26 protein-coding genes are annotated in these 23,614 nt (G+C 69.5%); 21 read left to right on the forward strand and 5 right to left on the reverse strand.

All coding sequences use genetic code 11. The annotated features are described in order from the left end of the window. Positions 1-179: 179 nt before the first annotated feature. From EUA98_RS11220 to EUA98_RS11230, 3 genes are all read right to left on the reverse strand, one after another. Entirely contained in the window at positions 180-749 is a 570-nt protein-coding gene (locus EUA98_RS11220) for a Dps family protein (RefSeq protein ID WP_130102778.1), read from the reverse strand. 163 nt (positions 750-912) lie between these two features. Continuing rightward, positions 913-1,392: a hypothetical protein gene (locus tag EUA98_RS11225; RefSeq protein WP_130102779.1), complete on the reverse strand. Its 480-nt coding sequence runs from the start codon at positions 1,390-1,392 to the stop codon at positions 913-915. After that, a complete protein-coding gene (locus EUA98_RS11230; protein ID WP_207219057.1) occupies positions 1,389-1,949 on the reverse strand; it encodes an RNA polymerase sigma factor in 561 nt (186 codons plus the stop codon). Before EUA98_RS11230 ends, EUA98_RS11225 begins: the two co-directional genes overlap by 4 nt. 219 nt (positions 1,950-2,168) lie before the next feature. On the opposite strand from EUA98_RS11230, the gene EUA98_RS11235 reads away from it, so the two are divergent. The 17 genes from EUA98_RS11235 to EUA98_RS11315 all read left to right on the forward strand — a co-directional run bounded on the left by EUA98_RS11235 (position 2,169) and on the right by EUA98_RS11315 (position 13,241). Further along, positions 2,169-2,654, forward strand: a complete 486-nt coding sequence (locus EUA98_RS11235) for an Asp23/Gls24 family envelope stress response protein (protein ID WP_130102780.1) — start codon at positions 2,169-2,171, stop codon at positions 2,652-2,654. Then, positions 2,651-3,067, forward strand: coding sequence for a hypothetical protein (locus tag EUA98_RS11240; protein WP_207219058.1), 417 nt, complete (start codon positions 2,651-2,653; stop codon positions 3,065-3,067). Before EUA98_RS11235 ends, EUA98_RS11240 begins: the two co-directional genes overlap by 4 nt. After that, a complete protein-coding gene (locus EUA98_RS11245; protein WP_130102781.1) occupies positions 3,051-3,380 on the forward strand; it encodes a hypothetical protein in 330 nt (109 codons plus the stop codon). Before EUA98_RS11240 ends, EUA98_RS11245 begins: the two co-directional genes overlap by 17 nt. 52 nt (positions 3,381-3,432) lie before the next feature. Next, complete coding sequence (locus EUA98_RS11250) at positions 3,433-3,612, forward strand: hypothetical protein (RefSeq protein ID WP_130102782.1); 180 nt, start codon at positions 3,433-3,435, stop codon at positions 3,610-3,612. Further along, positions 3,605-3,982, forward strand: a complete 378-nt coding sequence (locus EUA98_RS11255; protein ID WP_165372802.1) for an Asp23/Gls24 family envelope stress response protein — start codon at positions 3,605-3,607, stop codon at positions 3,980-3,982. The genes EUA98_RS11250 and EUA98_RS11255 overlap by 8 nt, the downstream gene beginning before the upstream one ends. Continuing rightward, entirely contained in the window at positions 3,979-4,572 is a 594-nt protein-coding gene (locus EUA98_RS11260; RefSeq protein ID WP_130102784.1) for a DUF6286 domain-containing protein, read from the forward strand. The genes EUA98_RS11255 and EUA98_RS11260 overlap by 4 nt, the downstream gene beginning before the upstream one ends. Continuing rightward, entirely contained in the window at positions 4,569-5,138 is a 570-nt protein-coding gene (locus EUA98_RS11265) for an Asp23/Gls24 family envelope stress response protein (RefSeq protein WP_130102785.1), read from the forward strand. The genes EUA98_RS11260 and EUA98_RS11265 overlap by 4 nt, the downstream gene beginning before the upstream one ends. Positions 5,139-5,238: 100 nt before the next feature. Further along, entirely contained in the window at positions 5,239-5,412 is a 174-nt protein-coding gene (locus EUA98_RS11270) for a CsbD family protein (RefSeq protein WP_130102786.1), read from the forward strand. Between the two features lie 67 nt (positions 5,413-5,479). Next, positions 5,480-5,752, forward strand: a complete 273-nt coding sequence (locus EUA98_RS11275; RefSeq protein WP_130102787.1) for a GlsB/YeaQ/YmgE family stress response membrane protein — start codon at positions 5,480-5,482, stop codon at positions 5,750-5,752. A gap of 188 nt (positions 5,753-5,940) precedes the next feature. Further along, positions 5,941-6,225 carry a DUF4235 domain-containing protein gene (locus EUA98_RS11280; protein WP_130102788.1) on the forward strand — a complete coding sequence of 95 codons (285 nt, stop codon included), beginning with the start codon at positions 5,941-5,943 and terminating at the stop codon, positions 6,223-6,225. 184 nt (positions 6,226-6,409) lie between these two features. After that, a complete protein-coding gene (locus tag EUA98_RS11285; protein WP_130102789.1) occupies positions 6,410-7,294 on the forward strand; it encodes a diacylglycerol/lipid kinase family protein in 885 nt (294 codons plus the stop codon). 45 nt (positions 7,295-7,339) lie between these two features. Continuing rightward, complete coding sequence (locus tag EUA98_RS11290; protein WP_130102790.1) at positions 7,340-8,374, forward strand: iron-containing redox enzyme family protein; 1,035 nt, start codon at positions 7,340-7,342, stop codon at positions 8,372-8,374. Continuing rightward, positions 8,371-8,622: a CDGSH iron-sulfur domain-containing protein gene (locus tag EUA98_RS11295; protein ID WP_130102791.1), complete on the forward strand. Its 252-nt coding sequence runs from the start codon at positions 8,371-8,373 to the stop codon at positions 8,620-8,622. Before EUA98_RS11290 ends, EUA98_RS11295 begins: the two co-directional genes overlap by 4 nt. A gap of 172 nt (positions 8,623-8,794) precedes the next feature. Next, a complete protein-coding gene (locus EUA98_RS11300; RefSeq protein WP_130102792.1) occupies positions 8,795-9,283 on the forward strand; it encodes a hypothetical protein in 489 nt (162 codons plus the stop codon). An 833-nt stretch (positions 9,284-10,116) separates the two neighbouring features. Then, positions 10,117-11,436, forward strand: a complete 1,320-nt coding sequence (locus tag EUA98_RS11305; protein WP_165372803.1) for a site-specific integrase — start codon at positions 10,117-10,119, stop codon at positions 11,434-11,436. A gap of 327 nt (positions 11,437-11,763) precedes the next feature. Beyond that, a complete protein-coding gene (locus EUA98_RS11310) occupies positions 11,764-12,348 on the forward strand; it encodes a type IV toxin-antitoxin system AbiEi family antitoxin domain-containing protein (protein ID WP_130102794.1) in 585 nt (194 codons plus the stop codon). Next, a complete protein-coding gene (locus EUA98_RS11315) occupies positions 12,345-13,241 on the forward strand; it encodes a nucleotidyl transferase AbiEii/AbiGii toxin family protein (protein WP_242511403.1) in 897 nt (298 codons plus the stop codon). Before EUA98_RS11310 ends, EUA98_RS11315 begins: the two co-directional genes overlap by 4 nt. Before the next feature lie 614 nt (positions 13,242-13,855). Here the strand turns inward: EUA98_RS11315 and EUA98_RS20085 are convergent. Then, positions 13,856-14,104: a hypothetical protein gene (locus tag EUA98_RS20085; protein WP_207219060.1), complete on the reverse strand. Its 249-nt coding sequence runs from the start codon at positions 14,102-14,104 to the stop codon at positions 13,856-13,858. Positions 14,105-14,296: 192 nt separating this feature from the next. Further along, positions 14,297-14,710: a prevent-host-death protein gene (locus EUA98_RS11325; RefSeq protein ID WP_130102795.1), complete on the reverse strand. Its 414-nt coding sequence runs from the start codon at positions 14,708-14,710 to the stop codon at positions 14,297-14,299. A 216-nt stretch (positions 14,711-14,926) separates the two neighbouring features. Between EUA98_RS11325 and EUA98_RS11330 the strand changes: the two genes are divergently transcribed. From EUA98_RS11330 to EUA98_RS11345, 4 genes are read left to right on the forward strand one after another with little or no spacing between them, the layout of a single operon-like run. Next, on the forward strand, positions 14,927-16,543 hold the full coding sequence (locus EUA98_RS11330) for a TIGR02677 family protein (protein WP_207219061.1): 1,617 nt from the start codon (positions 14,927-14,929) through the stop codon (positions 16,541-16,543). Then, the gene (locus EUA98_RS11335) at positions 16,540-17,826 is read left to right on the forward strand and encodes a TIGR02678 family protein (protein WP_130102796.1); all 1,287 of its coding nucleotides are present in this window, start codon (positions 16,540-16,542) and stop codon (positions 17,824-17,826) included. The genes EUA98_RS11330 and EUA98_RS11335 overlap by 4 nt, the downstream gene beginning before the upstream one ends. Further along, complete coding sequence (locus EUA98_RS11340; protein WP_130102797.1) at positions 17,823-21,953, forward strand: TIGR02680 family protein; 4,131 nt, start codon at positions 17,823-17,825, stop codon at positions 21,951-21,953. Before EUA98_RS11335 ends, EUA98_RS11340 begins: the two co-directional genes overlap by 4 nt. Further along, complete coding sequence (locus tag EUA98_RS11345; protein WP_130102798.1) at positions 21,953-23,341, forward strand: TIGR02679 family protein; 1,389 nt, start codon at positions 21,953-21,955, stop codon at positions 23,339-23,341. The genes EUA98_RS11340 and EUA98_RS11345 overlap by 1 nt, the downstream gene beginning before the upstream one ends. Positions 23,342-23,614 lie beyond the last annotated feature (273 nt).

Consider the following 23,614-nt stretch of genomic DNA (forward strand, 5'->3'; position numbering starts at 1 on the left):
ACGCCGACACCATCCTCGCCAAAGCAACCCGCCCCAAGCCCACGAACACACAAGACGCGTCAGTTACACGCCACTAGGCCTGGACCATACGTTCGACGAAACAATCGCAACGATGGCGTCCTAGACCGGGCATGCCCCAATTCTTCCGGACCGGCCAACGGGGTAGTTCGTTCGGACTCTTACGATTCTCGAGGGCTGGCTTCGCGTGCGGCGCCCTGTTCCGTCGTCGCACCTTCGGTGCTCAGCGTGCCGGTCGAGGATTCCAGGTGCGCGCGCACGAACCACTGGAAGAGTTCCAACTCGTGCAGGTGCCCGATCAGGAGATCGTTGGTGACCGGGTCGTTCTCCTCGGTGTCTGCGGCCGCTGCGCGATGTGCGGTGATCACGCCGCCGTAAACCTCGTCGAGCGCGCCGAGGTGCTCGATGGCACCTGCGCGGCCGATCGAGTAGTCGTCCCAGGTGCGCTCGGCTACCAGGGCGCCCGGAGTGCCGACCGGCGAGGCACCAAGGGTGGCGATGCGCTCAGCTGTGGCGTCCACCATCACGCGGACCGCATCGACCTGCGGATCGAGCATCTGGTGAACCGCGATGAAGTGCGGCCCCACGACGTTCCAATGGATGTGCTTGAGCGTCAGGGCGAGATCGTTCAGCGCATTGAGCCGCTCTTGCAGCGTTCGCGCCACCCTGGCCCCGTCCTGCAACGACATCGACGGGACGGTGAACTTCGGCAGATTTGTCGCGCGGGCCATGGAGGTTCCCTTCTCAGTCCTGGTGCTGAAGGCGCCGAACATAGGCGGTCGTTCACCCCCTACGCAACCGAGACCACGTGCGTGGTCCCGCCGGCTCATTGCCAACCCGGGTCCGCAAAGGCCCGGCCGGACGGCCCTTTACGCCGCGTGGACGTCCACGCGGCTACGCCTCAAGAACATCGTCGATGTGGACCTCCATCGTGGTCACGGTGACGGGCGGGGTGATGTCGCCGAGCAGGTCACGCAGCCGCGCTGCGGCCAGGTCGCGCATTGCGTCGGCGATGGGCAGCAATGGCTCGCCGTAGCGTGCACTGATGGCCACGGTGATGCCGGCGTAGGCATCCTGGGCCCCGACGGCGATGATGATGTCGTCCACCCGTGCGCCCGGCACGGCGGTCAGCGCGTCGCGCAGGTAGGTGATGAGGACTTGTTCGCTGACGTGGACCGGGCCGCTGGGCGCCTGCGCCGTGATGGGCAGGGACCTGCGGGTGACACGCAGTGCCCGGGCGCGCATCCGATCAGAGATCTCCACCCAACGGGCATCGGTGTGCGCGCGGCTGGCGGTGATCGCGGCTGCCCAGCGGGCATCGGAAACCAGAGCCGTACCGGCCTCGTTCGATTCGTGGGCGTTCTGGGGGGTCATCGCCACTGCACCATCCTGACAGCCAAGGTTCCTCGCGCGCGGTGCAGTTGTCCGCGGACAACTGCCGGGCTGGTCTGAAGGACGTCGGCGATCTCGTCGTAGGACAGTCCCTCCATCTCGCGCAGCAGCCACGCTGCTCGCTGCCGCCAGGGCAGCTCGGTGAGCGCGAGCTCTAGTGCGGCCCGCAGCTCGGCGTGCTCGACCTGGTGGACCGGTCCGGTCTCAGCCAAGGCTGGCAGGGCTGTGAGGAGTTCGTCGTCAACGGCGATCGGGCGCCGCCGACGCCGCGCGGACAGAACGACGTTGGCCGTGATCCGGAACAACCAGGTCCGCAGCTGTGCCTCGCCGCGAAAGCCCGGCAGCTTCGACCACGCTCGCTCCAGGGCGTCCTGGACGGCGTCCTCGGCGGCGTCGAGGTCGCCGTCGAGCATGTTCACGGCGTAGCGGAACATCGCCGCGGCGTGTCGGTCGAAGATCGTTGCGAATGCCGCCCGGTCCCCCATCCCGGCGCTACGGGCCAGCACCAGGTCAGAGACGTCATCGACGGACTCATCCACCGGTTCACTCCGTGGCGGTTCGCCAAGGGCGTTGGTCGGGGCGATGACGACTCCACCTGTCCGAAGGACTCACCAGGCACCGGCAAGGTGTCGGGCCCGGCGGTGACATTACCCGATCAGTGAGTGTGACCCACGTCACACTGAGGGGACCGTGACGTTTTCGGTGGAGCGGCGTCTAACTCTGTGTAGAAGTCAACTTTTCGATGTCAGGAGACCCATGTGAGTGACACCACGATCAACAAGCCGGCCACCTCCCTGACGGCCAACCCGTCCAGCGCGGTCGCGACGGCGCCCGCAAGTTTGCTCGTCACCGAGCACGGCAAGACGACCATCTCCGACGCGGTCGTGGCGAAGATCGCCGGGATCGCGACCCGTGAGGTCTCTGGCGTACATGCCCTGGGCGGCAGCACTGCTCGCGCCGTGGGCGCGCTGCGCGAGCGGATCCCGGGCGGGCGCATCAACCACTCCCAGGGGGTCTCGGTCGAGGTCGGCGAACGGGAGGCGGCCGTGGACCTCGAGCTCGTTGCGGAGTACGGGGTGTCGATCACGGACCTGTCTGCCGGGATCCGCCGCAACGTCATCCTCGCCATCGAGCGGATGACGGGGCTGGCCGTGACCGAGGTGAACATCGTCATCCAGGACGTCTACCTGCCCGCCGACGACGAGGACGGCGACGACACCGGCGACGCCCCGCGCGTCCAGTGAATGCACCGGGTGAGGCCGCCGCGACGAACGCCGACGTCCACCACCCCGTCATCGAGCAGCCCGCCACGGCGGACCAAGGCAGGCTCGCTGACGCGGTAGCGAACGCGGCTCGCGCCGTGCCGGGGGTCGTCGGCCTGCACACCGGCACGTTCGGTGAGATCGCCACCTATCTGGCCGGACGCCGGGTGGAGGGCGTACAGATTCGCCCCGATGGCTGCGCCGTCCACCTCGTCTTGGCCTGGGGAGCGCCCGTGCTCGCCACTGCGGACCTGGTCCGCGCCGTGGTCGCACCACTGGTGGGAACCCCGGTCGACATCAGCATCGAGGACGTCCTCGACCCGTCCTTTCACTCGTCGGAGCCGTCGACGGTGTCGTCGCCGGGATCAGGGGGACGGCATGACCGCGCATCCTGACCTGGGTGTTCAGGTGGCGTGGCGCGCTGAGAGGCGTCACGCGGCCCGGAGCCACCACCCGGATCTCGGCGGGGACGCCCAGGAGTACCTGCGCGTGATCGCCGCGATCGATGCGAGGTACGGGCTGTGCGTTGATCCGGGCGGCCGCCCATCGGGCCGCACCTACGCACGGGCCGCTGCCGAGGCCGATCTGCTCACCGCGGCCCGGCGCACGGTGCGCCGTTGGGCGCGCCGCGCCCGCCGGCTGACCCGGACGCTCCGCACGCGGCTGCCACGCTCGATCCCCGGCGCGCGCCGCTACATCGAGCTGTGACCGGGCTCCACGACGACCCTCAACTGCTGCACCTCACATGGAGGAGATCCTCATGACCACGTCCACCATTGGCCTGATCGCTGGTCTGCTGCTGGGGGTCGCCGCTGCTGCCGGAGGTTTCAGCGGGTTCCTCATCGCGCTGGTCATCGGGGTCGTCGGCTACGCCGTGGGCGGGCACCTCGATGGCGAGTTCGACCTCACCCATCTCCTGGGCGGGCGTCGCCGTGGCTGAGGACACACAGCTCACGCGCGCGGCGCCGAGCGAGCGCGGTGACCTGGAGATCGCCGTCCGCGTGGTCCAGAAGGTCGCGAGAATCGCGGCCGGTGAGGTGCGCGGGGTCGCGAGCACCGGGTCGGGGCTCGACCACCTCCTCGGGCACCAGTACCCGAGCGCGGACGCCACCGTCGCCGGCGCACACGCCAGCATCCGCGTGGACGTCGCGGTCCTGTGGCCCTACCCGCTCGCACTAATCGGCGCGCAGGTCCGCGACCACGTCCGCGCCCGCGTGAACGAGCTGGTCGGCCTGAACGTCGACGCCGTCGACGTGACGGTCTCCAAGGTCGTGCTCGCATCCCAGCCCGAGACGCGGAGGGTCCAATGACCACCATCGCGCAGCCCACCGGCGACGCGCAGCCCGGCGCAGGCGCCCGGCTGGAGCCGTTGGCGGCCGCCAAGGCCCCCGTGGGTCCCGGCAAGATCACCGCCGTGGGAGTCGTCCTGGCACTGGGGCTCCTCAGCCTCGGCGTCATCGCCCTCCACGACGCCCTGATCCCCTCGGGACTTGTGGCCGGCCCCTCGTGGATCGACTCGGGGCTCACCACCCTTCACGGATCGGAGCCAGCGCCGTGGATGGTCCCCTCCGGTCTCCTCATGGCGACCGTCGGCGTGTGGGCATTGGTCACCGCGCTGCGACCCAGGCCCAGCACGGCGATCGCGTTGACAGCCCGCACCGGGGTGTATCTGCGCCCCCGGGACGTCGCGCGCATCGCTCGCACGGCCACCGAGAACGTCGACGGCGTCACGTCCGCCACGGCGAACGCCACCCGGCGCACCGTCACCGTGTCCGTGCGCGCCATCGCGCCCGGACAGATCGCCGCGGACGTGCAACAGGCGGTTGCCCACGCGCTGGACGCCCTGGCCGCCGCACCCAGGATCCGCGTCCGAGTCACCCCCGAGCGGGGCCCACGATGAGCCGGGCCACCATCGCGGCCGATCGGGTCGCCACGTTCGTCGTCGCCGTCATCCTGATCGGCGTCGGCGTGACCGCGATCGCCTGGTGGCTCGACCTGTTCACATGGATGCCCGCCCGGCTCGACCTGACCGCGGCGTTGGACCTCGTTTACCAGTCCTGGTGGCCGTGGGCCGCCGGTGTCGCGGGCTTGGTCGCGGTACTCGTGGGGCTGCGATGGCTGATCGCCCACGTACCCGACCGCGGTGTGGGCGACCTCAAGCTGGCTGGCTCCGGCCCTGGCGGCAAGCTCCGGGCAGCCGCCAGCCCCGTCGCTGAGGCTGCCGCCCAGGTGCTGGCTGGCGCCCCCGGCGTCCGCTCCGCCTCCGGCAAGGTCCTGCACGAGCGGGGCCAGCTCGTGGCCCGCCTGACCGGGACCATCGAGACCGGTGCCGACCTGCACGCCATCGCGCAAGCCGCCGACAAGGTCGCGGCCGAGCTCGGCGCGGTCCTGGGACGCAACGACCTTCTCTGCCAGGTCCAGCTCAAGACGGCCACCCGCACCCGGGTCCAGCCCCGCGTCAGGTAGCACTCCCGCCCGACTCGCACCCCCGCCCGCGACCGGGTTGGGGCCACCTTCCCGCGGACGCCACCCGGCGGCCGCTTGCCCACCGCACCGAGGAGCAACCATGAGCGCCACCGACAAGATCAAGAACACCGCCGAAGACCTCGCCGGTCACGCAAAAGAAGCCGTTGGCAGCGCCACCGGCAATGACCGGCTCGAGGCCGAAGGCCGCGCCGACCAGACCAAGGCCGACCTGAAGAAGGCCGGCGAGAACGTCAAGGACGCCCTCACCGACTGACCACACCCCTCGGGCCCCGGCGCCCACCCGGCACACCTCAACAGCACCGACACAAGGAGCCACACCCATGATTTCGACCATCATCTCCGCGATCATCGTCGGCGCGATCATCGGCGCCCTCGGGCGCCTGGTCGTGCGCGGCCGCCAGAACATCTCGATCCTGGCCACCATCGTCATCGGCATCATTGCCGCCCTCATCGGCACGTTCATCGCGAACGCCCTCAATGTCGGCGCCACCGACGGCATCGACTGGATCGAGGTCGTCATCCAGGTCGTCCTCGCCGCAGTCGGCGTGGCCCTCTACACCGGCACCCGCACCCGCAGCCGAGTGCACTCCTGACCCACCCACCACCACGCAACACCTCATGCGTCGGGGACCGATCGCACCGTCGACCGGTCCCCGACGCTGGCGGGCCAGCGCGCCCGGGTCAGCCTCCACGCGCAGCCTCCGTCACGCTCGACAACCGCCTGAGAACCAGTCCCGACACGCGCTTTCGCCCGAGGTCACCACACGAGGGAAACCAACCCATGACGACGCAAGAAGAGACCAACACGTCCGCGAAGCTCCTGTACCGACCCGTCGGAATGGCCAGCTCGATCGTCGGTGGACTCCTCGCCTCGGTGATCTTCCGAAAGATCTGGCAGCACGCCGCGCCCGGCGACCAGTCCGCCCCTCCCACAGCGCTGACCACCGAGTACCCCGTCCGGCAGATCCTGCTCGCCGCCGTTGTCCAAGGCGCGCTGTACTCGCTGGTCAAGACCGTCATCGACCGCACCGGAGCACGGGTGTTCCAGCGGTGGACCGGAGAATGACCGGGCAACTAGCTGCCAGCTGTCCGCATGGCTTCCGCATCCGTGATCGCGAACGACTCCTGCCACCCCTCGTGCCGAAGGATCCACCGTGACGTCAACCTCGACCGCTCCCGGCGCCACCCCGCGTTCACCTCGCGGCCCGCTCCGATCGGCAGTGGTCTTCAACCCCGTACGGGTGGAGGACATGCCAGCGCGGCGTGAGGTCATCGAGTCCGTCCTCACCGACGCGGGCTGGCCGAGCCCTGCGTGGCTCGAGACCACCGAGCAGGACCCCGGCGCCGCCCAGGCCCGCCAGGCGATCAAGAACGGTGCCGAGCTCGTGTTCGCCTGCGGCGGCGACGGGACCGTGCGCTCCTGCATCGAGGGGCTCGCCGGTACCGGCATCGCCCTGGCGATCCTGCCCGCCGGGACCGGGAACCTGCTGGCGACCAATCTCGGCGTGCCACTCGATACCGCAGCGGGCGTGCGCCTGGCCACCGCCGGTGGCCGCCACCGCATCGACATCGGCGAGGTGGAGGGGCGCGCGTTCGCGGTCATGGCGGGGGTCGGCTTTGACGCCGCCCTGCTCGGGGACGCCTCCTCGACGCTGAAGGCCCGCATCGGCGCCCCCGCGTACGTCCTGTCCGCGCTGCGCCACCTGCGCGACCGCCCCATGAGCCTGCAGATCCGCATCGACCAGGAGCCCACCCGCAAACGTCAGGCGCGCACGGTCGTGATCGGCAACGTCGGACGACTCCAAGGTGGGGTCGACCTCCTGCCGGACGCGTCACCCGACAACGGGCAGTTCGATGTGGCGATCCTCGCGCCCCGCAGCCTGGGCCATTGGGTCGCGCTCGCCTGGGGAGTGGTGCTCCGCCACCGGCGCGTCCAACACCGGGAGGTCCTTCGCGGCTCCCGCATCACCGTGACCAGCGACCGCGACCAACCCCGCCAGCTCGACGGCGACATCATCGACCCCGGGCGCAGCCTGACCGTTGACGTGCGGCCCGGCGCACTCGAGGTCTGCGTACCGCTGCCCAACGGCGGCTCCGATCCGTCCGCCCGCACGAGGTCCCCCGCAGGTGACTGACGCGGAGCGACCAGACCCGTTACCCCACTGGAGGTTCTTGTGAAGATGCCCGACGCGCGCGGCGAGGCGAGCGCAGCAGTCATCTCTGCTCTTCTTTCACCGTCCGGATCCGGTGACGTCGGTCCCGCCGCGGCCGCGGTCGACGCGGCGCTGCGGCAGTGCCACGACCTGCTGCACGACGAGGACCTGCAGCTCGCGTTGCTGGTGCTCTACGAGCTGCACTATCAGGGCCTGCGCGGCGTCGACGAGCGGTGGGAGTGGAACCCCGACCTGCTCAAGGTGCGAGCCCAGATCGAAGGCGCCTTCGAGGACACGCTCCGCCGCCACACGCAGGTCCCGGTCGGCGTCGGACCCCACGGCGAAGACGTCGCCGGTGCCCTGTTCGCGCTGGCGGCCAAGGACACCGGACCAGGGCTCTCTGCGTACATCGCCAAACGTGCCACAGACCAACAGCTGCACGAGCTGCTCATCCACCGGTCGGTGTACCAGCTCAAGGAGGCAGACCCGCACACCTGGGCTATCCCCCGGCTGGCGGGGGCACCGAAGGCCGCCCTGGTCGAGATCCAGGCCGACGAATACGGCGGCGGCGATCCGGAGCGGATGCACTCGACACTCTTCGGCCGAACGATGCGCGGCCTGGGCCTGGACGACACCTACGGCGCCTACGTCGACCTCGCCCCGGCCCTCACACTGGCCTCGGTGAACATGATGTCGATGTTCGGCCTGCACCGGCGCCTGCGGGGGGCCATCGCCGGCCACCTCGCCGCATTCGAGATGACCTCGTCCATCCCCAACCGTCTCTACGGGAACGGATTCCGACGGCACGGATATGGGGAGGATGTGACCTGGTACTTCGACGAGCACGTCGAGGCGGATGCGGTGCACGAGCAGATCGCCGGCCGGGACCTGGCCGGGAAGCTCGCCGAGCAGGAACCCGGACTGCACGACGACGTCCTGTTCGGAGCTGCCGCCTGCCTCTACGTCGACGGACTGGTCGGCTCGTGGCTCGTCGAGCACTGGCAGCGCGACGAGACCAGCCTGCGCACCACGACCCGACCCGCCGCTCTGGTCGCACGATGAACCCAGACGCGGCAGCGAGTCCCCACGCCGTGGCGCCCGCCGACGGCGCACCGCCCCGAGCGACCGTGATCGTCCCGTGTCCCGACGGCCCCTTGCTCATCCGCGGACCAGTGGAGCTCCGCACCCCGTCAGGCGAACTCATCCCTCGACGGCGACGCACCGTGGCGCTGTGCCGGTGCGGCGCAACCGGCATCCCGCCGTTCTGCGACGGCTCGCACAAGGCGGTCGGCTTCCAGAGCGCGCGATGATGCCGAAAATGGCGCCATCGCTCTCGAACCGGGCGGCCGCTGACCCTTGGTGGAGCGCGCCCCCGGTCGTGCGTGCGCGCAGGAGTCTCGCCACCGGCACCCGATAGCGGTACCGGCGTCTACCATCCGTCAAGTCGCTCCAGGGGGGAGCGACCTTAGCCAGGGGAAACCGATGCTCTACCTGCTCCGCCCGCACCAGGGGATCCGTTGGATCGACATGCTGAGCTACATACGTGCCGCCGCTGGCGAGCGCAGGGTCGACCTCGACGGCCTCGACTGGCTGGAGGACGACGCCACCACCGAGGGCACGACCCTCCTACGACTGCGCCTCGCGCTCCGGCACGGCACGGCGACCCGGACTGGGATCGTCGTCGACGCCGGAGAGTTGGTCGCGTTGTCCCGCTGTGAGCAGATTCGGTCCGACTACGAGGACCTGGTCGCCACCCGACCGAACTACCGCAAGTCGCTGGCCGAACTCGAGGCTGTCATGCCCGGCACGATCGCTGACGAGGACGAGTCGGACGCCTTGCTCGATGAGGAAATGGTCGAGACGTTGGCCGCGTCCGATGCCGATCTCGTCGCCGCGCTCGAAGTCACTGCCGACCCCGTACTGGTGAACCACTGGCGGTCCTTGGGTGGGTCGGTCCCGGACCCGGTGTAGCCGCACCGCCACAGCGAGCCTTGACCGACCGCTCCTGAGTCTCGCGGGCGGAATCGGTGAGATGGCCGACGGCGGTGGCTCTTCCGCCACGTCGATCGCTCCATGCGCGTGATGGCGGCGGCCCTGCGGTCCGGCGGCGACGCCCACGCGGTGATGGACTGGTACCTGCTCAGCGACGAGCTTTTCGCCCCACGACCGGAACCAGTTGGGCACTCGGTGCTCGACGACGCCGAACGAGGAAGAACGACTTTGAACTGGGCTACAACGAGTCAAGGGCTCGATGACCGCTGCCCCTCGCCGTCGATGCTGCCCCTTGGCGACCTGCGGATGGCGCAACTTGATCAAGTCCCCTACCCCGAACGTCGCTCTGACCTGCCTACTCGCCACCGGGCCGAGGATTTGAACCTGCGAATCCCCATCGTCTCAACAAGAGTCTCGACACTCATCGCGTCGCTCCGCGAGCCTCTCACCTGCACAAACGCGCCAAGGACGTTGCGACCACGCAGCGTTTGTGCCCCGTTCTTGCCCCGTGACACGAAAAGGCCCAGGTCAGAAATTGCTTCTGACCTGGGCTTTTGTCGGGCTGACAGGATTTGAACCTGCGACCCCCTGACCCCCAGAATCATTCTTTGCGCTCAGAGACCTGCATTGATCTAAGCGTTTGCGCAGGTCAGGGGTCCACTCGCGTCCACCCCAATCCAGGCTTGCCCGAGGCGCTTTTTGGGGGCTAGGCTCCGTGTTATGGCACATTCTTGACCCCCTGAAGAATCGGCACAACAATGGCGAGAGGGGCTGGCATGCCCAGGACACGAAGAGACCGCGGCGATGGAACCTTGTACTTCGACGACCACACCCAACGGTGGGTCGGGCAACTGGACCTCGGTCGTGACTACACCGGCAAACGGCACCGCCCGAAGGTGTCCGGGCGCACCCGGGCCGAGGCGCGCATCAAGCTGTTGGACCTGCGCGCCAAGCACGAGGCCGGCGTCGACCTCAGCTCCCGATCCTGGAACTTCGCCGACCTCACCGCGGCCTGGCTCGAGCGGGGCTTGCCCGCGGACCTGTTCGAGAACGCCCGCTCGAACTACGAACGGATGCTCACCCTGCACGTCGTGCCGGTCCTGGGGGACATCAAGCTGCTCGAGCTGAAGTCCGACCACGTCGAGGCGATGCTCGACGAGATGGCCGAACAGAACCTGGCCGCCTCCTCCATGCGCCACGCCCTGAACCTCACCCGCCGCGTGCTGCGCTTCGCGATGCTGCGCGACCTCGTCATCCGCAACGTCGCCGAACCCGTCCAGACCCGCCGCGGCCCCAAAGCCCAACGCTTCGGCCTGACCGTCGACCAAGCCAAAGGCCTCCTCGCCGCCGCCGCAACCGACCGCCTGGCGAACATGCTCACCCTGTGTCTGCTCCTCGGGCTGCGCCCCGGCGAGGCCTCGGCCCTGACGTGGCCGCACGTGAAGACCGACGGCGACCGGCCCACCATCACCATCGCGGCGAGCCTGCGCCGCACTCCCCTGGGCGAACTGGTCCTCGTGCCACCCAAGACGTTCACCAGCCGGCGCACCCTGGAAATCCCACCACCCGTGGTGGACGCGTTGAACAAGCAGCGCAAACTGCAGGCCGCCGACGCCGCCACGGCCGGACAGGCGTGGTCCAACATCCACGACCTCGTGTTCAGCACCGAGGTCGGCACACCGCTGGACCCGTCCAACGTGCGCCGGACCTACAACCGCATCGCCAAAGAAGCCGGCATCGTCCACCTGCACCCGCACATGCTCCGCCACGCCGCGGCCAGCTTGCTTTCCGCCGCCGGTGTGCCGATCGAAGACATCTCCGACACCCTCGGCCACCGCTCGGTCGCGGTGACCGCCGAGATCTACCGCCACCCGATCGCGCCCATCCGCTCCGGACACATGATCGCCATGAACCAACTCTTCGACGCCCCACCCGAACCCAAGAAGGCTCAGCCGAAACGAGCCAAGCCCGCGCCGACGAAAACGAAGGCCCAGCCCACGAAGCCGAGAAGGCCCAAGCCGGACGGCGGTGTCTCCGACAACGGTGACCGACAGCCCCCGGCGCCGGTGGCCAAGGCGCGATCCACATCGATCAACAACGCATCCCCGACAAGTTGGACCGAACCGAGCTGACAACCATCCGGCCGCAGGCACGCGCGCGGACAATGTCAGGGCATTGCCCTGACCGTGCCCGTCAAGGCGGTCCCGTCATTCGCCTTCGCCCCCCTTCACTTTGAAAAGTGCACGCCCCACCGCACCCTTGCCAACGCGCCTCTGGAGGTCCCGCACGGGGTCGACCTCAGCCACCAACCTGTTCGATCAGCTCCTGCGCAACCCGCCCCGCCGTGCCTGGCGGCCGTGAGGTGGCGCGGTGGGTACGTCGACCGTCCCCCGATTCGGCGCGAACCCTTTACACTAGATGCGTTGGTGTTGAGGTTTCCCGACCTTGGAGGTGTGGTCATGGCTCCGACGAGTGATGAACTGCTCGCCAGTCTGCCCGAAACCTTTCGCTCATCGGAGGCCCTCGACCACGTCAGCGAGCGTCAGTTCCGCCGCCTCAAGGACGAGGGCAGAATTGCCGCGCTTTCCCGCGGCCTGTACCGCAAGAGTGACTGGCTGGGCGATGAGGACCTGATCGAGATCGCCGCCAAGTCGCCCCAGGCCACGCTCTGCCTGCGCTCGGCCCTCGCTCGCCATGAGTTGATCGACGACATCCCGGTCGAGATCGACATCGCTATCCCGCGCGGATCGTGGACCCCGCAGACCGCTGCCCCGGTCAGGTGGCGCCACTTCGACCCAGACACCTTCTCCATCGGCCGCAGGCAGCTGAACACCGACGGTGGACGCAACATCGGCCTCTACTCCGCCGAGCGAAGCATCATCGACGCCTTCCGGATGCGCCAACTCGAGGGTCCCGATCTCGCCAACGAGGCACTCAAGCGATGGCTTCGTCGTGGCGGTCAGCCCTCGGAGCTTCTGGCTTTGGCCAAGTCGTTCCCGCGCGCCCGGACCGCGCTGCGCAAGACGCTGGAGATCCTGCTGTGAGCCGCGTGACAAGGGGTACGCCGTCTGGCGACGCCCACCTCGACCTACAGAACGAGGCTCGCCGCACCGGGCGCCCGACCCAAGAGTTGCTTCAGCTCTACGTGCTCGAAGGGTTCCTCGCCCGCCTCGCGGTCAGCGAGGTTCGCCAGAGCTTCGTCCTCAAGGGCGGTGTCCTGCTGGCCGCCTTCGACTCGCGGCGACCGACCAAGGACGTCGACCTGGCCGCCATCGACCTTGCAGGCGACACCCAGACGATTCTGGAGCTGGTGCGCCGAGTGCTGGTAGCCGAGCCGCCCGGCGATGACGGCGTCGAGTTCGTCGGCGACACGGCGACCGCTGAAATCATCCGCGAGGACGACGAGTATTCCGGAGTGCGTGTGCACATTGAAGCGCACCTTGCCAGCGCCAAGCTCCCGTTCCATGTCGACGTAAACGAGGGTGATCCAATCTGGCCCGAGCCGACAACCGTTGCCGTGCCCCGGCTTCGAGGTGGCGACCCGATCGAGCTGCCGGGCTACCCGATGCACATGGTTCACGCCGAGAAGATCGTGACTGCCATCCAGCGCGGTATCGCGAACACGCGGTGGCGCGACTTCGGCGACATCTGGAGCCTCTCGCGCCGGCACCCGATCAGCGCGAGCGACCTGGCGAGCGCGATCGGTGAGGTCGCCCGTCACCGCAAGGCGAGCATCCGGCCACTGGCCGAGGTTCTCGACGGGTACGCCGAACTCGGGCAGGCACGGTGGGCTGCCTGGCGCCGCCGCAGCAACTCCGCCCGGCTGCCCGAACAGTTTGCGTCAGTCCTCGAAGAAGTCGTCGCGTTCGCAGACCCTGTGCTCTCCGGCTTCGTCGCCAGCGAGACGTGGAACCCGAACGGTGGCGATTGGGAGTAACGACGCCGACAGCATCTGCCCGGACACTAACCTGCTCGGCTGCCGCAAGAACCGCAGCGGCGAACTGCTCCGGCTCGCCCGTCCCGACGCAAAGACCGCGGCACGCACGCGACGGCCAACAAGCGCGTCGCTGCGGGACGCTCCTTCGTCGGGTTGCGACCGCAGTGGCTGACGGAGGTGGCGACAATCGCCACTGCCATGCCCGTGAACGCCCCCGCCACGACCCGCGAGCCCACGCTCGGCGGGGTCGAAGGCGTCACAGAGAATATCGCCATGGGCCCAGCGAAAAGCGTTGCCGGCACCGCCCAGAACGTCGATGCCCTCCTCGCCAAGACCCATGCGGAGCCCGTTACCAGACCCGCGGCGATTGCCAGAATGACCGTCAACTCGCCCTCTCCGGTGTTGCTCGGAACCCGACGCACGACTGTCCGCTCGTCTCGTGGTCCACGCCCGTAGGTCCCCGCCAACTTGCCCGGACCCAAGTGGGAGCCACTTGCTGCCAGATGATTCTGCCGACCGGCGCTCTCACCCCAAAGTGAAGGAAGGTGCCTTCGAGAAGACGACCCTGCCGCGTTGACGAAGGTAGGAGCGTCGAGACGCCGTTCGCTCCGCGCCTATCCGGGCTCGTCAGTGGGCGGCGTCGACCAGATCGTCGCCATTCTCGTCGCGGCCTCGTCCACCGCCGTCCTGGCGATCTCCGCCTCCGCAACCCCTGCGTTAATGAGCTGCCGCACAAGGCCAACTGGCAACGAGGGCAACACGACGTCGGGCCGGCTGCGCTGCGGCAGCACGCCGTCGCGCACGCACGCCCAGAACGCATCGGCGTCGACGGCCAGCTGATCACGCAGGATGTGGGCCCACATCGACGGCGCATACGAAGTGCGGTCGACAGGATGGGAGATCCGCGTGCGAAGCACCGAACGATTCGCCAGTCGCAGCTCGTACTTGACGTTGCCCTGCCCGGGCTTGTCGCGCGAGCTGACGCACGTCCCAGCCCTCGTGTTCGCAGAAGGCGCGATGGTGGTGACGATCCGCTGGCGGGTACGGGTCCCCGGTCACTGGTCAGCGAGCAACCACGCGCGCAGCTGGTCGTCGTCGGACAGGCGCATCAGGTTCACCAGGCCCCAGTTCTCGGCGTGGTTCGGCGCGTCCGCGAGGTGAGAGTCCCAGTCCTGGGCGTAGTCCCGAAGCCCCTCGAGCGTCTCGGTGATCGCCTCCTCGAACGTCGACGCTTCGGCGGCAACCGCGAGCCCCGGGATGAACACGACGCAGGCGCCGTCCTCGAACACGACCCGAGCACGGGAAGCCACCGTGGCCGCGAGGAACTGGCGAAGCCGGACCGCAGAGACGACCGCGGACACATCCGGGCCACGGGTCACGGTCACCAGGCGGCCAGCGCGCGCGGTGTCCAGGATCGCCTTCAAGTTCGTGCGCGCCACAGTGAAGCCGTCGTACGACGTCACGCTCATGGGACTCCCCCGTGAGAACCAGAAACCCACTCTCCTGACGTACGGAACGTACGCGGCGTACGCCGCGTACGCCAGGGGCGAAGCGCCAGCGACGCGTGCACGAGCAATGGGCTCGACGAGAGCAGGCGTCGACGTGATTAGTGCCAAGGACGATGCTGCCGCGCCCAAGCGTCCGGAGGCACACAAGCTCGCCGTCGGCGTGGAAAACTGACCACCGTGACCGAGACCGTGGAGCAGCCGAACGGGGCATATGCCCCGTTCGCGTACGCGACGGCTCCGAACTCGGCCCTCTACCGACGCATCATGCACACCTTCGTGCGCGCCAAGGAGCGCTTCACCGTGCACCTTCGCCCCGAGGACATCCGGTCGGCCCTCGAGGATGACGGCGGCATCTCGGTCACGGACGCGGCCGTCGCAGCCGCGCTGGACTCGCTCGCGGCGCCCACGTGGGGCAACCTCGTCGCCTTTCCTGATTCGAGCCGGGTCACCGCCATCGAGGACTTCTACCGACGACGAATGCTCTACCAGTTGTCGCACGCTGGCGAGGCGGCCGAGCGCGCGCTTCGCCAGTTCGACGACTCGCTCGGCGCCCGCGGGGCGCTCCAGGCGGTCGCCCTCGAGGACATCGCCATCCTGCTCCGGTCGCTGGTCAGCCTGGGGAAACCCGGGGAACAGCCGATCGACGAGGCGCGCATCCATCAGGACCTGCGCTCGCTGCGGGACCGGTTCACCGAGCTGGCCGACAACGCGGTGCTCTTCATGGGTTCGGTGCAGCGCTCGATCGACCTCCAAGCCGCTGACCTCGACGCATTCCTTGCATACAAGGACAGCCTGATCGGCTACCTCGAACGATTCATCGCGGACCTCGTCACCCGCGGCGCGCAGATCAGCGCGCTCCTGCGGCGATTCTCCAGCCACGACGTGCAGCGTCTGTGCACCATCGCCGCCCGACGTGAAGCTCAGGATGCCGCTCCCGGCCTGATCTCCGCCGGCGCCAGCCTTGAGGCACCTCCGGTGCCCGAGCGGACCGACGCGAGCGTGCCCGATCCCCTGGCCGATCTCACCGTCATGTGGCTGCGACGCTGGGAGGGCCTGACGGACTGGTTCGTCGCCACCCCCGCGCGTGAGAGTGAGGCCAAGCTCCTACGCGCCCGAGCACGGTCAGCCATCCCCGCCCTGCTCGCGGTCGTGGCCACCTTGCACGACCGGCATTCGGGGCGTTCGGACCGGTCAGCGGACTTCCTCACCCTGGCGTCGTGGTTCTCCGCCCTGCCCGACGACGAAGCCCGGCATCGGCTGTGGCGCGGCGCGTTCGGGCTCGCCCCCGCACGCCACCTGTCGACCAACCCCGAGACCGAGGAAGCCTGGGAGCATGCCCGCGTCGGACCGTCGACGCAGTGGGCCGAATCACCCGGAATGCAGATCAGCAGCCAGCTACGCCGGACCGGTACCTACGAGCGCCGCGGCCGGCAAAACAGGGTGACGGACCGCACGGGAGCCAAGGCGCTGCTGGCCGACCGGGCCCGCGAGCAGTCCGAGCAGACCGCTGCGGCCCGGCGGCGCATCCTCACCGACGGCCCAGTTCGGCTGTCGACCTTCGCCGTCCTCGACCGCCAGTCCTTCCACCTCTTCCTCGCCCTGCTCGGCGACGGCCTGGCGGCGCTGCGCCCCGATCTGGACCACGCGGAGATCTATACGTCCGACGGCGGGTTGCGCCTGACCATCACCCGGCTGCCTGGCGCACCCCCGATGCGACTCGAGACGGTCGACGGGGCACTGAGCGGTCCCGACCACCTGGTCGACATCGGCCTGGTGGGGCTGGCCGCCGTATGACCGACGCCCGGCACGTGGACGGCATCGCACCGCGCATCGCGACCGTCCTTGAAGAGCGGGATCGGGACGAACAGATCCGCGCCGCGCGGGCTCTGCTGGGCAGCCCGCTGCTGCGGGCCGATTCCGATCCGGAGGCGTTCCGCCTCGCCCGACGCCACAGCGACCACCTGCGCCGGTGGTTCGAGCAGAACACCGGCTGGCGTCTGGTGGTCGATGCGCGGGTCGTGCGTCTGCTCAAGGCACCCAGCTTGAGCGGCCCCGCATCGTTGGCGATCGCCGGGAGCCACTCGGCGCGGGCGCGCCGCGGGGACCCGCCGTTCACCCGACGGCGATACGTGCTGCTCTGCCTGGCCCTGGCGTCGCTCGAACGGTCAGATCCGCAGGTCTCCCTGGGCCGGCTTGCCGAGAACGTCGTGCTCCTGTCCAGGCAGACCCCGCTCGAGGGTGTCGAGTTCGCCCTCGCCACCCGCGACGAGAGGTCCGACCTGGCCGCAGCGATCCGCCTCCTGCTGGGGCTCGGGGTCTTGACCCGGGTTGCCGGGGACGAGGAGTCGTTTGTTCAGTCGGGCGGTGACGCGCTCTACGACGTCGACCGCCGGGTGCTGTCCCGGCTGCTCGTGGTGCGCCACGGCCCGTCGGTCATCGTCAACACGCCGGGCTTCGACTCCGGCGAGCTCGAGATCAGCCAGCTCGAAGGCGCACTGTTCGCCGAGCCACCCGCCTTCACCGACGACGAGACGAACCGCCGCGTGCGGCATGCGCTGACCAGCCGGCTGCTCGAAGACCCGGTCGTCTACTACGACGAGCTGGACGAGGCCGAGCGCGTCTACCTCACCCGCCAGCGAGCAGCGATCACGCGGCGCATCACCGAGTTCACGGGCCTGACCGCCGAGATGCGCGCCGAGGGGATCGCCATGGTCGACCCGCTCGACCAGCTGACCGACCTGCGGATGCCCGAGTCAGGCACCGACGGGCATGCCACGCTGCTGATTGCGGAGCACCTGGCCGGATCCGGCTCGACCGAGATCGAGCAGCTACGTCACCTCGTGCGCAAGCTCGCGGGCGAATACTCGACCTACTGGCGGCGCACCGCGCAGCAGCCGGGCGCCGAGAACGCCATCGTCGCGGACGCCGTCGGGCGCCTTGCGGGCCTTGGCCTGGTACGCATCGCGGGCACGACCGTCACCCCCCGACCGGCACTGCACCGCTTCTCCATCGGCGCACCCACGATCCGCGCAGCAGTGCTCAGCGCACCGGACACCAGCAGAGGAACCCATCGATGAACCAGGACTCCCCGGCACCTCGGCCTACGACCCGCCGCTGGCAGCCGCTTCGCCTCGGCCTCGTCGACCTCTTCTACTACGACGATGAGCAGTTCTGGTTCCACGACGGCAGGCTCCTGCTGCGGGGCAACAACGGCACGGGCAAGTCCAAAGTCCTGGCGCTCACGTTGCCGTTCCTGCTTGACGGGTCCCTGGCCGCGCAGCGGGTCGAGCCCGACGCCGACCCGAAGAAGCGGATGGAGTGGAACCTGCTGCTCGGTGGGGACCACCCGAACAGCGAGCGGCTCGGGTACACCTGGGTCGAGTTCGGCCGCGTCGACGACGACGGCATCGAGCACTTCACCACGCTGGGTTGTGGCCTGAAGGCCGTGACCGGTCGCGGGATCTCCCGGCACTGGTTCTTCGTCACGGACCGCCGGATCGGCGACCTGCGGCTCGTGGACGCGAACGGCGTCGCCCTGGCGCGCGAACGGCTGCGCGATGAGCTCGAGGACCGGGGTCGCGTCTACGACACACGCGAGGAGTACCGCCACGCGGTGGACGAGGCGCTTTTCGGGCTCGGCCCGAGCCGGTACAGCGCACTTGTCGATCTGCTCATCCAGCTTCGTCAGCCGCAGCTGTCGAAACGACCGGACGCACGCGCACTGTCCGGGGCGCTCACCGAGGCGCTCGCACCTCTTGACCAAGCCGTGATCGCCGACGTCGCCGAGTCGTTCCGCAGTCTCGAGGAGGACCGGAGCCGGCTGCTGGAGGCCGAATCGACGCACGACGCCGCTGCGGCCTTCCTGCGCCACTACGCCGAGTACGCGCGCGTGGCCTCGCGCCGCGCTGCGAAGGGCGTGCGAACCACGCAGAGCGAGTACGAGCACCTTGGCCGCGAACAAGGCGTCGCCGACGAGAAGCTCGCCCTCGCGCTGGCCGAACTCGATCGAGTGACCGGCGCCGAAACACAGCTCGCCCTGGATCGCAGCGGCCTGCTCGGCACCCAGGAGGCCTTGCGCACCAGTCCGGAGATGGATGCGGCCCGCGAGCTCGAGGAGGCGGGGAAGGCTGCCGCAGTGTCGCAGGCAGCCGCGGCTCTCGCCCTCGGCGACGTCCAACAGGCAGAGAAGCGCCGTGGAGCGACGGCGGCCGAACTCGAAACGGCGACGCGGGCTGACGGCGACGCGCGGGAGCACTTCGGCCGGCTCGACAGCAACGCCGCCGATCGCTTCGTCGCGGCGGGGCTCGGCGCGACCCACGGCGCCCTGCTCACCGACGACGGGACAGCCCGGGAGGCAGTGTCCCGGCGCCGCGACCAGCTCGACCACGTCGGGAGGCTAGTCACCACCGCGGACCAGGCACACCGGCACGCCGAGCAGCAGCGACAGGCGTTCGACGACGCACAGGCCAGGGCAGCCCAACGCAGCGAGCAGGCCGCGGCGAGCGACCGAGTCCTCGAGGACGCAATCACCGGGTACGCGGTCAGGCTCGGTGACTACGTCCGGTCGCTGACCGTCCTGGTGGTCGAGGACCACGACGACGTGCTCGACCTCAGTGCCCGCTGGGCGGTCGCCCAGGATGGTCCAGCACCCGCGCGCCGGGCGGTCGAACGGGCCGCTGCGGAGGCGACCAGCCAGATCGCGGCGAGCCGCGCACGGAGCGAGAACGAGAAATCCGAGCTGAGCGCTGAGCTCACAGAGGTACGCGCGCGGCTGGCCGAGCTCGACCAGGGCGAGACACCGCAGCCAGCCGGCCTGCCGACCCGCGACACCCGGGTGCGCGCGAGCGCACCCGGGGCGCCGTTATGGCGGCTGACCGACTTCGCGGAGAACCTCGATGCCACCGATCGAGCCGGCCTCGAGGCCGCGCTCGAAGCTGCCGGGCTGCTCGACGCCTGGGTGCGACCCGACGGCTCGGTCACGCGAGTCGCGACGGGCGATCTCGTCCTCGGCGCGGCGCCCGACGGCGGCGACGGCGACGAAACCCCACCACTACCCGCACCTGACTCCCTCGCCGCCGCCCTGAAACCATCCGTCGCCCCGGGCGGTGCGGGCCCGGACGCGACCCCGGCGGTCAGCGACGCCGTCGTACAGGGAGTAATCGCGCGGATCGGCTGGGGCAAGGACTCCGGGGCGCCGGTCTGGGTCGATCGCGACGGCAACTTCGCGCTCGGACCCGCGCGCGGCGCGTGGTCGAAGTCGCACGCGCAGTTCATCGGAGCCAGTGCACGGGAAGCCAACCGGCGCGCGGCGATCGAGCTGCAGCAGGCGCGAGCACGTGAGCTTGAGGCGCTCCTCGAGGCGTTGCTCGGCGAACTCGCTGCGCTCGAGGTACGTCGTCACGCAGCCGAGGTCGAGCAGGGCAAGTATCCGCAGGAGAGCGAAACGCTCTTGGTGCGCGCCCACGCCGCCGTGGAGGCCGCAGTCCGCGAGGTCGACGGTGCCCGCGCCGACGCCCTGGAGTCCGACCAGGCCTGGCAGGCCGCGCTGCGGGCCGCGACCCACTGCCGTGAGCTGGCCGCCGAGGCTGCCGCCGACGTCGGATCCGCCCACACAGCCGACGGGCTGCGCACGAACCGAGACGACCTGGACGAGTACGCAGCGGCGCTGCGGCTCGCCCGGGAGGGCCGCGATGCTGCCGCCCGCGCGGGGCGGGACCTCGCGGCCGCCGTCGTGCGGGCACAGGACGCTGCGGCCGACCACACCGATCGGCAAGGCCGGCACCTCGCCGCCGGCCGGGAGAACACGCTCGCGACCGCCCGGCACGCGACCCTGCTCGGTGCCGTCGGCAAGGCCGTTGCGGAGCTCCAGGAGGACCTCGCCCGGATCCGAACGGCGCTCAGCGACCTCGACGGCCTGGCCACCAGGCTGGTGCGCGAGCGAGACAGCGCGAGCCGTCTGCTCGGTATCGCCGAGGAGCGCATCGCTGGCCTCGCCCGAGAACGCGAGGCCGCCACCGGCCGTCGGGCCGACGCCATCACGGTCCTGCGCCGGTTCGCTTCCACCCAGCTCTTGCACATCGCCCTGCCCGGCATCGACACGCCCGGCGCGGAGCCGGCCTGGACAGCACGTGCGGCAACCACGCTGGCCCGGGAGGTCGAGGCCGCCCTCGTGGACGTCGCGATGGACACCGACGCGTGGGACCGGGTCCAGCAACGCACGTCCAACGCGTTCACGGAGCTGAGCGCCCAGATGAGCCGGCAGGGTCACACCGCAATCTCCGAGCAGCACGAGGAAGGGATGACCGTCCGCGTCGCCTTCCAGTCGCAGGAGCTCGCCATCGACGCCCTGGTGGACACGCTCGCCAAGGACATCGAGATCCGCCAACAGATCCTCAGCGCACGCGAGCGGGAGATCCTCGAGAACCACCTCGTCACCGATGTCGCGGGCCACCTGTCGGACCTGTTGGGTCAGGCCCAGGGCCAGGTGGACGACCTGAACCGCGAGCTGTCCGGGCGAAAGACGTCGACCGGAATGCAGCTGCGGGTGCTCTGGCGCCCCCGCCCCGACGGACCGTCCGGATTCGCGGTCGCGCGGGGCCTTCTGCTGCGCTCCGCGGATGTCTGGAACGCAGCCGATCGCGCGGCGATCGGAGACTTCCTGCAGGCCCAGATCTCGGCTGCGAGGCTCGCGGATCCCACCGCCGGCTGGGCAGAACAGCTCCAGATCGCCCTGGACTACCGGACCTGGCACGACTTCGCGGTAGAACGACAGCAGAACGGGCAGTGGCGACCCGCAACGGGCCCAGCCTCGGGCGGCGAGCGGGTACTGACGGTCTCGATCCCGCTGTTCGCGGCGGCGTCCTCGCACTACCACTCCGCCAGCAACCCCTTCGCGCCGCGCCTCATCCTTCTCGACGAGGCGTTCGCGGGCGTGGACGACGACTCGCGCGCCAAGTCCCTCGGACTGCTCGCAACGTTCGACCTCGACGTAGTGATGACCAGCGAGCGTGAGTGGGGCTGCTACCCGCAGGTTCCCGGACTAGCTATCGCCCAGCTATCCCGGGTTGAGGGCGTCGACGCCGTCGGGGTCACGCGGTGGCGGTGGGACGGCAGGAACCGCACCCTCGACGCCAGCCCCGGCCAGAGCGCCGCCGCGGGCGAACCCCGCACCAGCGAGGTCGACGCCGGAAGCCTGTTCGACTGATGCAGGCCAACGACGACGTCGTACGCCTTCAACGGCTCCTGGGCGGGCCCGAAACCGCATGGCTTGTTCGGCGGGTACGCGCACGCCTGGGACAAGGCCACACGGGGCCGTTGACTGGGTCGGTCCAGCTCCGCGAACCGAGCGCTGACCAACGCGCGGCCATCATGCGCATCGTCGGGGCGCCGCGACGACCGGGCGCCACCTTGCGGGTGGACCTCGGCGAACTCGAGGACCTGCTACGCCGAGGTGTCTGGCCCAACGGTTTGGCCGACGCCGTCGCGGTGCTCACCGGGCCGATCCCGAACCGGCCGCGAGAACGCGCAACCGCCGACGCCGCGTGGGCCGACGCACAGGACGCCTTCAACCCCGCAATCCTGGTTCACCCGACGCTGGCCGACTGGTGGCAGCAATGGTGCACGGCCGGGCACCTCAAGCGAGCGGCACGCTCCGACCCCAGCGTCGCGCGCCGGCTCGCCGTCGACGCAGCCACCTGCCTATGCGCCCTGCCGAGCACGGGCGAACCGCTGGCCGTGTTCGCCCGCCGCACCACAGGCGACGCGCACGGATTGGACCGCACACGCCCGCTGGGCCGTGTGGTCTTGGCCGCGGTCGGAGCACTGGGCGAGGTTGATGCGAAATCCGCTGCCGACGACGCACTGGGACCTCGTGAGATCTGGGCGAGCGTCGGAGTCCTTGTCTCGGCGGTGTCCTCAACGGTGCTGTGCCTGGGCGTGCCCGGAGAACCGTCCGCTGAAACCGGCGGGACGGCTGGCGCGCGCGCCACCGCGATCGCCCTGCGCGAATGGCGGAGCGCCGGGCTACCCGTCGTTCTCACTCTTGAGCAAGTGCGCTCTGGAGGCATCGGCGTCGTTCCGGCAGGCGAGGTGATCCACGCGTGTGAGAACCCCAGCGTGGTCGAGGTTGTCGCGGATGAATTGACGCGGCGCGGCGGGCCCGAAGCGGCGTCCATGGTCCCGCCCGTTCTGATCTGCACCTATGGTCAACCCGGTGCCGCCGTCCTGGAACTGCTCGACCACCTCACCGCTGCAGGGGCGGGCGTGCGTTACCACGGCGACTTCGACTGGGCCGGGCTGCGCATCGCCTCGACGCTCGCGGCCCACACCCCGTGGGAGCCGTGGCGGTTTCGCGCGCCGGACTACGCCTCGGCTGTTCACGGACTCGATTCGCAGCCGCCCGAACTCACCACCGAGCGGGAGCGACTCCCCCTGCGCGGAGCCCCTGCGGCATCGGCCTGGGACCCCGCACTGGCCGACGCCATGCGTGCGACCGGCATCGCGATCGAGGAAGAGGAGGTCATCGCTCTACTCGTCGCCGACCTCGTACCTGCACCACTCCAGAAGCGCGAACCACACTCCCCCGATCGATAACCAACGAACGAGGTCTTGCCGGTAAAACCGCTCTTCGCAGTTAGCCGGGCAGCGGGCGGGCCCGTCGTTGAGGTAGTAGGCCCGTGACCTCGGTGATTATGGCTGTAACGAGCAGATCATGGTTTCAAATCGAGGTCACGGGCTTGGTTCAGCGTCCGTAGTTCAGGTGGTTCCCGAGAGCGGCATCTCGGCTGTGTCGCGACTGTTGGATCTGCAGGGGTTGGAGGTCCGGGACGTCACCACGGACCGGCACGGTGGTCGTGTGGTCCATAT

Source organism: Pengzhenrongella frigida (assembly GCF_004168625.1).
Classification (GTDB): domain Bacteria; phylum Actinomycetota; class Actinomycetes; order Actinomycetales; family Cellulomonadaceae; genus Pengzhenrongella; species Pengzhenrongella frigida.